The organism is Pseudomonas sp. LBUM1640 (genome assembly GCF_059716225.1).
The window spans coordinates 4,925,526-4,940,157 of sequence record NZ_CP166816.1; the positions used below are offsets into that span (position 1 = coordinate 4,925,526).

13 protein-coding genes are annotated in these 14,632 nt (G+C 60.9%); 9 read left to right on the forward strand and 4 right to left on the reverse strand.

Features of this window, described 5'->3' with window-relative positions; genetic code table 11:
* The first annotated feature begins 3 nt into the window (after positions 1–3).
* The 6 genes from atuC to ppnP all read left to right on the forward strand — a co-directional run bounded on the left by atuC (position 4) and on the right by ppnP (position 7,506).
* Positions 4–1,620 (forward strand): geranyl-CoA carboxylase subunit beta, encoded by a 1,617-nt coding sequence (atuC, locus tag ACA065_RS21600; protein ID WP_497691441.1) that lies wholly within the window; start codon positions 4–6, stop codon positions 1,618–1,620.
* Positions 1,621–1,693: 73 nt separating this feature from the next.
* Positions 1,694–2,851, forward strand: coding sequence for a citronellyl-CoA dehydrogenase (atuD, locus tag ACA065_RS21605; RefSeq protein ID WP_497691442.1), 1,158 nt, complete (start codon positions 1,694–1,696; stop codon positions 2,849–2,851).
* Positions 2,848–3,609 (forward strand): enoyl-CoA hydratase/isomerase family protein, encoded by a 762-nt coding sequence (locus ACA065_RS21610; protein WP_497691443.1) that lies wholly within the window; start codon positions 2,848–2,850, stop codon positions 3,607–3,609. Before atuD ends, ACA065_RS21610 begins: the two co-directional genes overlap by 4 nt.
* 1,014 nt (positions 3,610–4,623) lie before the next feature.
* Positions 4,624–6,552: an acetyl/propionyl/methylcrotonyl-CoA carboxylase subunit alpha gene (locus ACA065_RS21615; protein WP_497691444.1), complete on the forward strand. Its 1,929-nt coding sequence runs from the start codon at positions 4,624–4,626 to the stop codon at positions 6,550–6,552.
* Positions 6,553–6,618: 66 nt separating this feature from the next.
* Positions 6,619–7,161 (forward strand): 3'-5' exonuclease, encoded by a 543-nt coding sequence (locus ACA065_RS21620; RefSeq protein ID WP_497691445.1) that lies wholly within the window; start codon positions 6,619–6,621, stop codon positions 7,159–7,161.
* A 63-nt stretch (positions 7,162–7,224) separates the two neighbouring features.
* Complete coding sequence (gene ppnP, locus ACA065_RS21625; RefSeq protein WP_106576484.1) at positions 7,225–7,506, forward strand: pyrimidine/purine nucleoside phosphorylase; 282 nt, start codon at positions 7,225–7,227, stop codon at positions 7,504–7,506.
* Between the two features lie 65 nt (positions 7,507–7,571).
* Here ppnP and ACA065_RS21630 read toward each other — a convergent pair whose 3' ends face one another.
* Both ACA065_RS21630 and ACA065_RS21635 read right to left on the reverse strand, forming a co-directional pair.
* The gene (locus ACA065_RS21630) at positions 7,572–8,378 is read right to left on the reverse strand and encodes an MOSC domain-containing protein (RefSeq protein ID WP_497691446.1); all 807 of its coding nucleotides are present in this window, start codon (positions 8,376–8,378) and stop codon (positions 7,572–7,574) included.
* Between the two features lie 39 nt (positions 8,379–8,417).
* Complete coding sequence (locus tag ACA065_RS21635; protein WP_497691447.1) at positions 8,418–9,353, reverse strand: chemotaxis protein CheV; 936 nt, start codon at positions 9,351–9,353, stop codon at positions 8,418–8,420.
* 535 nt (positions 9,354–9,888) lie between these two features.
* Here ACA065_RS21635 and ACA065_RS21640 point away from each other — a divergent pair.
* The 3 genes from ACA065_RS21640 to ACA065_RS21650 all read left to right on the forward strand — a co-directional run bounded on the left by ACA065_RS21640 (position 9,889) and on the right by ACA065_RS21650 (position 12,238).
* Positions 9,889–10,338: a hypothetical protein gene (locus ACA065_RS21640; protein ID WP_497691448.1), complete on the forward strand. Its 450-nt coding sequence runs from the start codon at positions 9,889–9,891 to the stop codon at positions 10,336–10,338.
* A gap of 350 nt (positions 10,339–10,688) precedes the next feature.
* Positions 10,689–11,582: a sensor histidine kinase gene (locus ACA065_RS21645; protein WP_497695398.1), complete on the forward strand. Its 894-nt coding sequence runs from the start codon at positions 10,689–10,691 to the stop codon at positions 11,580–11,582.
* Positions 11,579–12,238 (forward strand): response regulator, encoded by a 660-nt coding sequence (locus ACA065_RS21650; protein WP_497691449.1) that lies wholly within the window; start codon positions 11,579–11,581, stop codon positions 12,236–12,238. Before ACA065_RS21645 ends, ACA065_RS21650 begins: the two co-directional genes overlap by 4 nt.
* On the opposite strand, the gene yegS is transcribed toward ACA065_RS21650, so the two are convergent.
* Together yegS and ACA065_RS21660 are read right to left on the reverse strand one after the other, a co-directional pair.
* Positions 12,197–13,117 (reverse strand): lipid kinase YegS, encoded by a 921-nt coding sequence (gene yegS / locus ACA065_RS21655; RefSeq protein ID WP_497691450.1) that lies wholly within the window; start codon positions 13,115–13,117, stop codon positions 12,197–12,199. The two genes, ACA065_RS21650 and yegS, sit on opposite strands and share 42 nt — an antisense overlap.
* Before the next feature lie 351 nt (positions 13,118–13,468).
* Entirely contained in the window at positions 13,469–13,819 is a 351-nt protein-coding gene (locus tag ACA065_RS21660) for a hypothetical protein (RefSeq protein WP_497691451.1), read from the reverse strand.
* Positions 13,820–14,632: the final 813 nt, after the last annotated feature.

The following is a 14,632-nucleotide window of genomic DNA, read 5'->3' on the forward strand; positions in this document are numbered from 1 at the left end:
AGCATGCCGATGATTGAAACCCTGATCGACGCGCACAGCGCGCAATTCGCACAGAACCGTGAAGCCATGCTGGCAAGCATCCAGCAGCTGCGCCAACTCGAACATAACGTGCTGGCCAAGGCTCAGGAGGCCAAACCCAAGTTCGACAAGCGCGGCCAATTGCTGCCCCGCGAGCGCCTCAACCTGCTGCTCGACCCCGGCGCGCCCTTCTTGGAATTGGCCAGCCTGGCCGGCTACACACTCCACGACGACAAAGACGGCAGCGCGGCCGGTGGCGGCTTGATCGCCGGCATCGGCTACGTCAGCGGCGTGCGCATGCTGGTGGTGGCGAACAACAGCGCGATCAAGGGCGGGACTATTTCCCCCACCGGGCTGAAAAAATCCCTGCGCCTGCAACAGATCGCCATGGAAAACAAACTGCCGGTGGTGACCCTGGCCGAAAGCGGCGGTGCCAACCTCAACTACGCCGCCGAGATTTTCGTCGAAGGCGCGCGCAGTTTTGCCAACCAGGCGCGCATGTCGGCCATGGGCCTGCCGCAGATCACCGTGGTGCACGGCTCGGCCACGGCGGGTGGCGCGTATCAGCCGGGGCTGTCGGATTACGTGGTGGTGGTGCGCGGCAAGGCCAAGCTGTTTCTCGCCGGGCCGCCGCTGCTCAAGGCCGCCACCGGTGAAGTGGCGACGGATGAAGCGCTCGGCGGCGCCGAAATGCACGCGCAAACCGCCGGCACCGCCGAATACCTGGCAGAAAACGATGCAGATGGCGTGCGCATCGTGCGTGAAATCGTCAGCCTGTTGCCGTGGGACGCTCGCCTGCCGCTCGCGCCCGAGCGCACTTACACAGAGCCGCTGTATCCCATCGAAGAGCTGCTGGGGCTAATCCCCGACGACCCGAAAAAACCCTACGACGTGCGCGAAATCCTTGCGCGCCTGGCCGACGGTTCCAACTTCCTCGAATTCAAGGGCGAGTTCGACGCCCACACCGTCTGCGGCCACTTGCATATTCAAGGCCGCGCCGTCGGCGTGCTCGGTAACAACGGCCCGATCACGCCCAAAGGCGCCAGCAAGGCTGCGCAGTTTATCCAGCTGTGCGATCAGAGCCGCACGCCGCTGTTGTTCCTGCACAACACCACCGGCTTCATGGTCGGCACCGAGTCGGAGCAACAGGGCGTGATCAAACACGGCGCGAAGATGATCCAGGCGGTGGCCAACGCGCGCGTGCCTAAACTCACCGTGGTGGTCGGCGGCTCCTACGGCGCCGGCAACTACGCAATGTGCGGCCGTGGCCTGGACCCGCGGTTTATCTTCGCCTGGCCCAACAGCCGCACGGCGGTGATGGGCGGCGCCCAGGCGGGCAAGGTGCTGCGCATCGTCACCGAGGCCAAACAATTGAAGGACGGCCTGGTGCCCGACCCCAAGGTGCTCGACATGCTGGAACAGGTCACCGCGCAGAAACTCGACAGCCAGTCCACCGCGCTCTATGGCAGCGCGAATCTGTGGGACGACGGGCTGATTGATCCACGCGATACCCGCACGCTGCTGGGTTACCTGCTGGATATTTGCCATGAAGCAGAGGTGCGGCAGTTGCAACCCAACAGCTTCGGCGTAGCACGCCTCTAACGTGATCGTTCCCACGCTCCGCGTGGGAACGCAGCCCAGGACGTTCCGCGTCCCCACAGGGAGAACAACAACAATGGTCTTCACCCAGGAACATCAGGAACTGCGCCGCACCGTCCGCGCCTTCGTCGACCGCGAGATCAACCCGTATGTGGATGAATGGGAAAAAGCCGGGCGCTTTCCCATCCACGCCATCTTCCGCAAGGCCGGCGACCTCGGCCTGCTGGGCATTTCCAAGCCGGAAAAATTCGGCGGCATGGGCCTGGACTACAGCTATTCCATCGTCGCCGCCGAAGAGTTCGGCACCATTCGCTGCGGCGGCATCCCCATGTCCATCGGCGTGCAGACCGACATGTGCACCCCCGCCCTCGCCCGCTTCGGCTGCGATGAACTGCGCGACGAGTTCCTGCGCCCGGCCATCAGCGGCGAGCAAGTGGGTTGCATCGGTGTCTCGGAAACCGGCGCCGGCTCCGACGTGGCCGGGCTGAAAACCCATGCACGCAAGGACGGCGGCGACTACGTGATCAACGGCAGCAAAATGTGGATCACCAATTCACCCAGCGCCGACTTCATCTGCCTGCTGGCCAACACCTCCGACGACAAACCGCATATCAACAAGTCGCTGATCATGGTGCCGATGAACACGCCAGGCATCAGCGTCAGCCCGCCACTGGAAAAACTCGGCATGCACAGCTCCGAGACCGCCCAGGTGTTCTTCGACGGCGTGCGCGTGCCGCAGCGCAACCGCATCGGCCACGAAGGCGCGGGCTTCATGATGCAAATGCTGCAGTTCCAGGAAGAACGCCTGTTTGGCGCGGCCAACATGATCAAGGGCCTGGAGTACTGCATCGACAGCACCATCGACTACTGCAAGGAGCGCCAGACCTTCGGCAAGGCGCTGATCGACAACCAGGTCATCCACTTTCGCCTGGCCGAACTGGCCACCGAAATCGAATGCCTGCGCGCGCTGGTCTACCAGGCCACCGAGCAATACATCAAAGGCCAGGACGTGACCCGCCTGGCCTCCATGGCCAAGCTCAAGGCCGGGCGCCTGGGCCGCGAAGTCAGCGACAGCTGCCTGCAATACTGGGGCGGCATGGGTTTTATGTGGGACAACCCGGTCGCCCGCGCCTATCGCGACGTGCGGCTGGTGTCGATTGGCGGCGGCGCCGACGAGATCATGCTGGGCATCATCTGCAAACTGATGGGCACCCTGCCGGGGAAAAAATCATGAATACCCTGCTGCTCGAACCGCATAACGGCGTGCTGCACATCACCCTCAACCGCCCGGCGAATCGCAATGCCATGAGCTTGGAGATGGTTAACGAACTGCGTGCGGTGCTGGCGCAACTGGACAGCCAGGTGCGCGCGCTGGTGATCAGCGGCGCCGGCGGGCACTTCTGTGCCGGGGCGGATGTGAGGGACATGGTCACGGCGGGCGATCGGATGCAGGCGTTGAACCGAGCATTCGGCACATTGCTGCAAGAGGTCGAAGCCGTGCCGCAGGTGGTGATCGTGGTGCTGCAAGGTGCGGTGCTGGGCGGTGGGTTTGGGCTGGCGTGTGTGAGTGACATTGCGATTGCCGATCATCAGGCGCAATTCGGTTTGCCGGAAACCAGCCTGGGGTTGTTGCCGGCGCAGATTGCGCCGTTTGTGGTGAAGCGCATTGGCCTGACCCAGGCGCGGCGGTTGGCGCTGACGGCGGCGCGATTTGATGGGGTTGAGGCGCTGCGGTTGGGCGTGGTGCATTTTGCCGAGAGCGACGCGCAGGCGTTGGCTGAGCGGTTGGACGAGGTGTTGGGGCAGGTATTGCGGTGTGCACCGGGTGCGAATGGGCGGACTAAAGCGCTGCTGCTGGCCAGTGCGGATGAGCCGCTTGAGACGGTGTTGGATCGTGGGGCGCAGTGGTTTGCTGAGGCGGTGAAGGGTGTGGAGGGTATAGAGGGGACGCAGGCTTTTGTGCAGAAGCGTAAGCCGGGGTGGGCTCGATGAACGGTGTGTATATCCGTTATTTGGGTGATGGCTTGGATTGGTTCCGCCCTTACGGCGGGTCACTTTTGAAAGAGCCCAAAAGTAACCAAAAGGCTCTTGCCCCACCACTCGGCACCTCGCCTCCGGCTCGGTGTGCCCTCACGCAGGCTTTGGAGCGGGGGCCGCCGCGATGGGCCATCCATGGCCCAGCGCGGCTAAACCGGCGTCCTGCCGGTTTACCCCCGCTCCAAAGCCTGCGTTCGGCCAGCGTGGTTTAACGGGGCGCCTAAAATCAAGATCAAAATCTACAGCACGGCGGCCTAGTAGCCGACCTGAGTGGTTAGATCAAAAGCAAAGGCGAGGCGGCCTGACAGCCGACCTGATCTTGGAAACTGAACTGGGTTAACTGTGGGAGGGGCTTGCTCCCGATGGCGGTGTGTCAGTTGAAGCATCTGGTGAATGGCCCACCGCATTCGCGAGCAAGCCCGCTCCCACATTTTGAGCTCAGTACATCAGGTAGATGTGTGTACTCGGTCAATGTGGGAGCTGGCTTGTCGGGCCGCCGAACCGCTGCGAAGGCATCAACTCGGTGTACCTGATGTACCGAGGTGTCTGCATCGCAGGCAAGCCAGCTCCCACAGAAAAGCAACTCTGCTTCTGATCTGTTTTTGCTGTGCTGTTGCCCTGCTTCTGCTTCAACCACTCAGGTCGGCTACTAGGCCGCCGTGCTGTAGATTTTGATCTTGATCTGACAGGCCCCGTTAACCACGATGGCCGCAAGTAGGCACGGTGGAGCGGGTAAACCGGCAGGGATGCCGGTTTAGCCGCGCTGGGCCAGGGATGGCCCATCGCGGCGACCCGCGGAGCCGGGCCGGAGTGCGGGCACACCGAGCCTAGGCGAGGTGCCGAGTGGTGGGGCAAAGACCTTTTGGTTACTTTTGGGGCGTTTGCCAAAAGTGACCCGCTGTAAGAGCGGAACCCTAAGCGGCCGTTACCGCAGAAATGGATATGTACTCGACCGACGGGAAAAAAAAGATGCCCAATTTCACCAAGATCTTAATAGCCAACCGCGGCGAAATCGCCTGCCGCATCCAACGCACCGCCCAGTCCTTGGGCTACAGAACCGTGGCCATCTACAGCGACGCCGACGCCCAAGCCCTACACGTGCAAATGGCCGACGAAGCCATCAACATCGGCCCCGCCCCAGCCCAGCAGTCGTACCTCAACATCGTGGCCATCCTCAAAGCAGCCAAAATCACCGGCGCCGACGCTATCCACCCCGGCTACGGCTTCCTCTCTGAAAACCCCGACTTCGCCCTGGCCTGCCAACACGCCAACATCACCTTCATCGGCCCCAGCGCAGAAGCCATCAACCTGATGGGCAGCAAACGCCTGTCCAAACTCGCCATGCTCGAGGCCGGCGTGCCCTGCATCACCGGCTACCAAGGCAACCAGCAAGACGACGCCACCTTGCACCAACAGGCCCAGCGCATCGGCTACCCCCTGATGATCAAAGCCAGCGCCGGCGGCGGCGGTCGCGGCATGCGCCTGGTCCACGACAGCAGCCAACTGCTCGACCAACTGCGCACCGCCCGTTCTGAAGCCATGAACGCCTTCGGCAGCGACGAACTGATCCTGGAACAAGCCCTGATCGCCCCGCGCCACGTCGAAATCCAACTGTTCGGCGACAGCCACGGCAACCTCATCTACTTGGGCGAACGCGACTGCTCGATCCAGCGTCGCCACCAGAAAGTCATCGAAGAAGCCCCCTGCCCCGTGATGACGCCCGAGCTGCGCCACGCCATGGGCGAAGCCGCCCTCAAGGCCGGGCGCGCCGTAAATTACGTGGGTGCCGGCACCGTGGAATTCCTGCTCGACCGCAGCGGCCGCTTCTACTTCCTGGAAATGAACACCCGCCTGCAAGTCGAACACCCCGTCACCGAGCTGATTACCGGCCTCGACCTGGTGGCTTGGCAACTGCACATCGCCGCCGGCGAGCACCTGCCACTCAAACAAGCCGACGTGACCCTGAGCGGCCACGCCATGGAAGTACGCCTGTACGCCGAAGACCCAGCCCAGGGCTTTGTGCCGCAAACCGGCGAAGTGCTGCGCTGGGAGCCCGCCGCGGGTGTGCGGGTTGACCATGGCGTACTCGAAGGCCAGCGCATCAGCCCGTTCTACGACGCCATGCTTGGCAAGGTCATTGCCCACGGCGCCACCCGCGAAGAGGCCCGGCGCAAACTGCTGCGCGCGGTGCAGGACACTGTGTTGCTGGGCGTGACCACCAATCAGCGCTTGCTCGCCGATCTACTCAAACACCCGGACTTTGTCGACGGCGATTTCAGCACCGACTTTATCGCCAGGCACTTCAACGAAATCCCGCGCCAGGTCGCGACACACGAACAGATCGCCCTGGCCGCCGCGCTGTTTTATCACCACAGCGCCAGCCCCCACCGCCAAGGTTTATCCGGCTGGCGCAACAACGCCAACGCACCGTGGACCTATCGCCTGGGCATCAACGACGAGGCCCACGAAGTCGCCGTCAGCGTCCTCGAAAACAACCACCTGCAGGCCAACGGCGTCGACATCAGCCACCTCAGCACCGACGACCGCTGGGCAACCGTGGTCATCAACGGCATCCGCCGTCGCACCGCCTATCACCTCGACGACACCCAGCTATGGCTGCCCGGCGTGAAGATAATCAACCAAACCCAACAAGTCGCCAGCCGCCAGGGTGACGCTGGCAGCGGCACCGTCAAGGCGCCGATGGACGGCGCCATTGTCGATATACGGGTAAGCGCCGGTGACACCGTCACCAAAGGCCAACTGCTGCTGGTGCTCGAAGCGATGAAAATGGAGCACCCGCTGACGGCCGGCATCGATGGGGTGATCAAAGGCGTACAGGTGAACGCCGGCGATCAAGTGCGTAATCGCCAGGTTTTACTGGAGATTGAAAAGGCCTAGGCGGAACTACACGGCTTGGCTACGCTCTATCCCCATCAGGAAGGGAAGAGCATGGGAACCTGCACGATGCCTCATTGGCTGATTATTGACCTTGAAGCCACAACGGATGAAGGCGGCTGGCCCGTGACGGAGATGGAAGTCATCGAGATCGGCGCGAGCCTGGTAAACCGCCAGGGCCGCGAGCTGGATCACTTCCAGCGCTTTGTGCGGCCGCTGCGTCGGCCATTGCTGACGCCCTTCTGTCGCCAACTCACGCATATCACCCAGGCCAACATCGACGGCGCTGCGCCGATGACCGAGGTGTGGCCATTGTTCGAGCGCTGGTTGGGCCAGCACCACGCACGCCTGGAAGGCTGGGCCAGCTGGGGTGACTACGACCGCAAGCAGCTTGAGCTCGAATGGCAACGCCATGGCCTGGCCAGCGCGCTCGCGCAAACGCCGCATGTGAACCTCAAGCAGCGCTTCGCCAAGGCGCGGCGCCTGGATAAGCCATTGGGGCTTAACGGCGCCCTGCAATTGGCGGGGATGCAGTTCAACGGCCAGCAACACCGCGCGCTGGAGGATGCACGCAACACCGCACGCCTGCTGCCGTTGATTTTACCGGTCTAGGCAGCTCCCCTGGCCTTGGGCATACTGGCCGACCTTTGCAGACCCTTTTCCGAGGATTCACCCATGTTTAAAGTCAACGAATACTTCGACGGCACCGTCAAGTCGATCGCTTTCGGCACCGCTGAAGGCCCGGCGACCATCGGCGTAATGGCCCCGGGTGAATACGAATTCGGCACCGCCCAGCGTGAAATCATGCACGTGGTGTCTGGCGCCCTGACCGTGAAACTGCCGGACGCCGACTGGGAAACCTTCGCCGCCGGCAGCCAGTTCAACGTGCCAGCCAACAGCAAGTTCCAGTTGAAGGTCGCCGTAGACACCGCTTACCTGTGCGAATATCGCGGCTAAGCGTTCGTCCGATGAAAAAAATGCCCGTCTCGCAGGAGACGGGCATTTTTTATGGGCGCAAGAATCTACTCGAGGATTGTCACCGGCATGCCGACTTCCAGGCGCCCAGGGCTATCGTTGACCAGGTTCTGGCCGAACATCACGTCGCCGTCCTGCTCACGGTAGGTCTTTAGGGTGGTCAACGGTTCGCGGTCAGCGCTGCGTTCACCGCTGGCCGGGTCGATGGTGGTGAGGATGCAGCGTGAACAGGACTTGACCACGCGAAACTCCACATCGCCGATGCGCACGCGTTTCCAGCCGTCTTCGGCGAAAGCTTCGCCGCCTTCAATCACCAGGTTAGGGCGAAAACGCAGCATTTCCATGGGGCGGCCGATACGCTGGGACAGGTCGTCCAACGAGGCCTGACCGATCAGCAGCAGCGGGAAGCCGTCGGCGAACCCGACCTTATCATCGTCCCTGCCGTAGCCATCCTGAGTGGTGCGTGCACGTTCCACCGGCACCTGCACCAGCCGCGTGGGTTTGCCGATAAAACTGCTGACCCAGGCCGCCGCCGCGTCGCCCGCATCCGGCACGCGCAAGGTGTCGCGCCAGATGGTCACGCCGCGCAACTCGGCATCACTGCCGGGCAGCGCCACGTCCAGCGGCGCGAAACCGGGTGAGCTCAGGGTCAAGCCCCCGGTGCTGTTCCACAACGCCGACAACTGGCTCATCTTCGCCACGGCGCGTTGCGTGAGAAAGCGCCCGCTGGCTTCATCCACCAGCATCCAGCGTCGATCCCCGCCCAGCCCGAGTGTATCCAGGCCGATCTGCTGCAAGGCTTCGCCCTTGCCGGACTTCAAGGGGTAACGGTACAACGCGCTGAGACGAAGCATGGGCCTGCTTTCCTGAGGGGCAAAGCCGTCACCCTAAGGTCAAGCGGGCACTTCGTCCAGCATCAAGCGTTGACGCACCACATCCACCAGCTTGTCGGGCTGGAATTTGGACAGGAAGTTATCGCAACCGACCTTCTTGACCATCGAGTCGTTGAAGCTGCCCGACAGCGAGGTGTGCAACACCACGTACAGGCTACGCAGGCGCGGGTCGTTGCGGATTTCGGTGGTCAGGCGGTAGCCGTCCATCTCGGGCATTTCGGCGTCGGTGAAGATCATCAGCAGTTTGTCGGTCATCACCTGGCCACTGTCGGCCCACGCCTTGAGCATGTTCAGCGCCTTGAGGCCGTCACTGGCGATGTGCATCTTCACGCCGAGCTGCCCGAGGGTGTCGCGCAGTTGCGACAGGGCCACATTAGAGTCGTCCACCAGCAGCACTTCGCGGCCACGGGCGCGCTCCAGCACCGGGTCTTCGAGTTTTTCGCGGGAGACCTTGGCGTTGTACGGCACGATTTCGGCGAGGACTTTTTCCACGTCGATAATTTCCACCAACTGGTCATCGACCTTGCTGATGGCCGTGAGGTAATGCTGACGCCCGGCGCTGGCCGGTGGCGGCAGGATGGCTTCCCAGTTCATGTTGACGATGCGGTCCACGCCGCCCACCAAAAACGCCTGCACCGAACGGTTGTACTCGGTGACGATAATCGTACTGTTGGGGCCCGGCACCAGCGGGCGCATGCCGATAGCTTGGGACAAGTCGATCACCGGCAAGGTCTGACCACGCAGGTTGACCACACCGCACACGAACGGGTGGCGCTGGGGCATCAAGGTCAGCTTGGGCAGTTGCAAGACTTCCTGCACCTTGAACACGTTGATTGCGAACAGCTGACGCCCGGCCAGGCGAAACATAAGAATCTCCAGGCGATTCTCACCCACCAGTTGCGTGCGTTGATCTACCGTGTCGAGAATGCCGGCCATTAAAAGCTCCTGATGTGGGATTGTGCTGTTCACTTAAGGCTAGTTATCGGCGGCAAGCGCCAGACCTTGACCCCCGTAAAATGCCACGTAAATTCATTGATGTCACACTGACATCATGCTTTACTTCAGCAGCCTCTCCAAACGGCATTACAGCAACGTCGCGCGACCTTCAAATCGACGCGAGGTTCCGCTGCGTAAGGGATTCCCCTATGCACAATCAGGCCCAACCTGATATTCGCGATATCTAATAGCCATTAATGTGACGCCATTCTCATTGCATGAATGGAGTCAGGCTTTTGTTTGCCATCCCAAGCCCTCGGCCCACGGGTCTTTCAGAGACTCACGTGGCGGCAACTGAAGTTGTGCAGTCGCCCCGGATACGGCGGGACGTGCGCGGCATTTGTGATCATTCAAGTATCGGTCCTACTGAAATTTCAGAACGGGGCTACAGATTGCAGTCATATTTCAGCGGTAGTTTTACGCCATTCACCCGGTGCGGCATCTCATCACCCGACCTTATGTTGTGGAGACTTGCATGATGAATAACGCAAATGAATGGCAAACCGCTCTTCCAGAGTTCTTGCTCGAAGCCGAAATGCTCCTGGCGAAGTCAGAAGAGTGCTTGAACCACTTGCATCTGATTCGCAACGACAGCGACGCCATCGACTGCATGAAAATCAGCCTGAGCAAACTGGCGGAAAAGGCCGAAGGCCTGGCCCTGCAGGCGATCAGTGAGTTTTCTCGGCACATTCAATACCTCATTGCCAATGCCGCAAGCCCCATGGAGCTGCATGACCAGGCATTGAACGCCTTGCATGACTGCCTGACGCTATTGGCTTGGCAACTGGAACTGATTGACACCCGAACCGGAGAGTTGGCCCTGGATGAAAGCGAGCAAACTAAATTGATTGCGACAGTCACCTTGCAGATCCCACAAAAAGACTTCGGATATAAACCTCCGCAGCGTCTGCATCACACGTCTTGACGCGTTGTAAGGTCGCATTTAATCGGTGAGTTAGCTAAAAATGACGTCAATATCAATTAGCCATCAGCGCTATAACTCTACAAACCCACTTAATTAATACAACTGCCTACTCGTTGAACTCTGGGACTCCTAAATGTCGGGATTAGGGCCCAGGGCATTTGTGCGTGGCTAATAAGCAGGGAAGTGAGGTGCCAGGCGACCAACGGTAATAGTGGTGGTACTATGCCCCGCTCAAAGTGACTCAACTTCACTGTGTACAAAAATATGTTTCGGCACCGCATTCCAAACAGAGCCCTGTCAGCCGCCGTGACCGGTCTTCCCGCAGCGAACCTTGATTGGCTCCATCCGCTATGTACGCCAGCCTGAAGTCACTCATCGCAAGATCCGTGTCCCGCAGCAATGCCCGTCGCATCGTTCTCGCCCTGTGCCTTTGCTCATTGCTGGTCAGCCTATGGGCCTACACCCGTTCGGCGCCGCTGCCGTTATTGATCCTGCTGCTCAACCTGGCCACATTGCTGGTGGTAGGCCTGCAACAGTGGAGCTCACGCAAATCGATAAAATTCCAGCCACAGGAATTGGCCGATCGCTTGCTGCAAGTCCAGGAAAACGAACGCCATCGCCTCAGCCGCGAATTGCATGACGACATCGGCCAACTGCTCACCGCCGCCAAGCTGCAAAGCGAATGGCTCAAGCGCCGCCTGCCGGACGACCTGCAAAGCCAATGCACGGTGCTGTGCAACACCCTCAATGAAACCCTGGCGAAGGTGCGCGACGTGTCCGCCATTCTCAACCCAAGACAGCTGGCCAGCCTGGGTTTAGAGGCCAGCCTGCGCGCGCACCTGCTCAAGACCTTGGAAAACACCCCCATCCACTGGAGCCTGGAATGCCAGCAACGGCTGACCGGTATCCCGGAAGAAATGGCCGTGGCGGCCTTTCGCATCACCCAGGAAGCGGTGACCAACATGCTTCGCCATGCCCAGGCGCACAACTTGCTGGTACGCCTGCAACGCCTGCCCGAAGGCCTGTCGCTGATGATCTGCGATGACGGCCTGGGCTTCTCGCCTGCCATCAACCCAGGCCTGGAAGGCCAACGGGGCATGGCCGGTATGTCCGAGCGGATAGATCAGTTGGGGGGCACTTTGTCCGTCAACAGCCAGCCTGGCAAAGGGACAAGGATCGACGCGCTTTTCCCCTGGGCGCCCCGCGCCCTCGAACGGGCCAGTTCCCCTAAGGTTCTCGAGTGACCTGCAATTTACTCCTGGTGGATGACCACGCACTGATTCGGGCCGGCGTACGCGCGCTGATCCAGGACACGCCCGGCTACACCGTGATCGGCGAGGCCAGCGATGGTGCGCAGCTGCTGGAAAAATTCAGCACCCTGCAACCGGATATCGTGCTGCTGGACCTGTCGATGAAGCACATGGGTGGCCTGGACGCCTTACAGCAACTCAAAGCGGCCTACCCCAAGAGCAAGGTGCTGATCCTGTCGATGCACACCGACCCGGAGCTGATCATGCGTGCACTGGAATCCGGTGCCCATGGCTACCTGCTCAAAGACACCACCGCCAACGAGCTGGAACACGCCCTGCTGGCCTTGCGCAACAACGAGCGTTACCTGAGCCCGGCGATTGCTCACACGGTGATCAACCAGGCGTTGATCCGCAGCCAGGGCCCGACCTCCCCCGCCGCCCACAGCCACAACCTCACGGCGCGCCAATTGGAAATTCTACGGCTGATCGTGCGCGGCAAATCCACCCGGGAAATCGCCCACGGCCTGGGCTTGAGCATCAAGACCGTGGAAGCGCATCGCTCGCAGATCATGAAACGCCTGCAGATTTTCGACGTGGCGGGCCTGGTGTTATTCGCCGTTCGCGAGCAGATCATCAGCCTGGACGACTAGCGGCGAATTCACCGGAAGGTGCACGCGCAGGGCTTTAGGCAGTGCCGCAAAACGCAAATCATCGCCCTTCAGCGGCTCGCCATCCAAGTTGATGTACAGCCCTTCCGCTACCTTAATCTCAACCCAGGGCAGGCGCGCGCGCACAAACATGTTGTCCAGGCCCCAGCCCTCGCTCATCAGCGTAAGCAACGTACCGACCACTTCCTGAGGCGCCGGCAGGATACTGATATCCAGCAAGCCATCATCGGCCAACGCGCCTGGGCACAGCACATGCCCACCGCCCGCCTGGCGGCCGTTACCGATGCCCAGCGCGAGCAAGTCGCCTTTCCAATGGAAACCCGGCCCTTCCAGTTCGCCATACGCCGCCTTCAATTCGCTGAAACGCGTCAGGCCGGTGAACAGGTAAGCCGCGCCGCCCAGCACTTTTTTGAGGTCTTCGGAGGTGTTGGCGGTGACCTGGCTGCCGAAACCGCCCGTGGCCATATTGAGGAATATTTGCCCGCCAGCCTGGCCGAGGTCGATGGCCCGTGGCGGCACATCCAACAGCGCCAGCGCCTCGGCCGGCTGCAGCGGCACGCCGGCAGCTTTGGCAAAATCATTGGCGGTGCCCAGGGGCATCAGCACCAGGCTGGCGTCGGTCTTGGCCAAGGCCATGGCCTCGGCCACATCGCGCAAGGTGCCGTCGCCGCCGCCGGCAATCAAATGGGTATAGCCGTCGGCCAAGGCCTCGTTGACCAGGCGCTGGGCGTCGCCGCCCTCCCACGTCACGCGCACCGCCAGCTCCCAGCCCTGTTCACGCCGGGCCTGCACGGCGGCGCGCACGTCCTCGTTGAGGGCTTGCTTGCCGTGCAGGATCAACAGTGCCTTGTGGGTGGTCATGGGGAAATCTCCTGGGTTCAAAGGTGCTTGAAGGATGTGGACATTTGCCGGAGGGAAAAAAGCCATCGGGGTTGCAAATTAGTTGTTCAGCTAGAAGTTATCCATCGCGTTGCACATCGACAGCTTGCCTTGGGGTACAGGTTCTACAGCGTCCCACTGCTTGCCGTCTGCAGACGTTCATCCAACTGGATCGAACAATTTGCCCAAAGGGTCGCCTTCACCAGGTAGTGCGCCCCAGGCCGTCGGTCATCGACGAAGCGCAGCCGCCCAGCCCTGCCAGCGCCAGCATCAAAGCGGCGCCGTACCGTCCATTGCGTGTGGTGTTCATCCCTGTTTCCTTTTGATTAAGCGTTAACGGCGGCCTTCGCACACCGGTGATTCACTGATGCGTCCGGTCTTGCACAGGTCGAGTTTATCTTTGCGTTTGAAGCCCGCATCCTTCATGCAGTAGAAGCGCGTCAGCCTGATATCGACGGGCGATGCGTCTCCCGCACCGTCCAGGTTGGTGTACCCACAGGCACGCATGGCGGTTTTTACACCGTCAAGGGATACACCGGATCTGTACCATTTCGAGAAGTCTGGCGGCGGCGGTTGAAAGGGGGTACAGCCGCTGAGCGCAAAAGCGCTGATGAGGACGTAGATAGCAGCGCAAGACGGCCGCAAACCAGACGGTTTTATTCCAACGAGCGCGAGGAAAGACATTCTTCATCCTTGTGAGTGCAACGTCCTACAGGTGCAGGATTGGTCATCACAAAGACGCAAAAGTGCCCTGCCTATGCAGGGCACTTGTGACACGACCCGCAAGGTTTCGGGCAACTGTGGGAGCTGGCTTGCCTGCGATGGCATCACCTTGGTTTGGGTAGATTGAGTACATATCCGTTGCTGCGGTAACGGCGGCTTAGGGTTTCGCTCTTACAGCGAGTCACTTTTGGCAAACGCCCCAAAAGTAACCAAAAGGTCTTTGCCCCACCACTCGGTGCCTCGCTAAGGCTCGGCATGCCCGCACTCCGGCCCGGTTCCGCGGGTCGCCGCGATGGGCCATCCTTGGCCCAGCGCGGCTAAACCGGCATCCCTGCCGGTTTACCCGCTCCACCGTGCCTACTTGCGGCCATCGTGGTTAACGGGGCCTGTCAGATCAAGATCAAAAGCAAGAGCACGGCGGCCTAGTAGCCGACCTGAGTGGTTGAAGCAAAAGCAGATCAGAAGCAGAGCTGCTTTTCTGTGGGAGCTGGCTTGCCTGCGATGCAGACACCTCGGTACATCAGTAAGACACAGTTGATGCCTTCGCAGCGGTTCGGCGGTCCGACAAGCCAGCTCCCACATTTGACCGAGTACACACATTTAACTGATGTACTGAGCTCAAAATGTGGGAGCGGGCTTGCTCGCGAATGCGGTGAGTCAGCCACCAAGTGCATCAACTGACACACCGCCTCGCTTTCGCTTTTGATCTAACCACTCAGGTCGGCTACTAGGCCGCCGTGCTGTAGATCTTGATCTTGATTTTGATCTTAGGCG